The sequence below is a fragment of the Pseudomonas sp. PNPG3 genome, from assembly GCF_023093815.1.
Lineage (GTDB): Bacteria > Pseudomonadota > Gammaproteobacteria > Pseudomonadales > Pseudomonadaceae > Aquipseudomonas > Aquipseudomonas asiatica.
Window position 1 is genome coordinate 1 of record NZ_JALLKV010000213.1, and the last position, 272, is coordinate 272.

1 pseudogene is annotated in these 272 nt (G+C 67.3%); it reads right to left on the minus strand.

Going from position 1 to position 272, the window contains the following annotated elements:
- A pseudogene (locus tag MJ643_RS30775) lies at positions 1 to 142 on the minus strand (ATPase); the annotation flags it as partial.
- Between the last annotated feature and the right edge of the window lie 130 nt (positions 143 to 272).

A 272-nucleotide genomic window follows, 5' to 3' on the forward strand; every position in this document is an offset into this window, starting at 1 on the left:
TCTCGGCCGAGACAAAGTCGCCGATAACCTGCTGTGGCTCATGCTGGCGTTTGACGGCGGTCGTGATGATGGCGTCAAACGCCGCGCGCATGCCGTAGAGCTTCGGCTCGCCCATGGTGGCGAGGATAGCGGTGCGTTCCATCAGGGTCCTCTCCTCAGGCTGTCGTAGCGGCTGCAGTCGGCCAGGGGCGCATGCCGCAGCCGGAGCGCCTCCGGGGTCAGGATGGTCACCGGTGGCGGTGGCTCGCGCTGGCGGGCGAGGATGTTGAGGA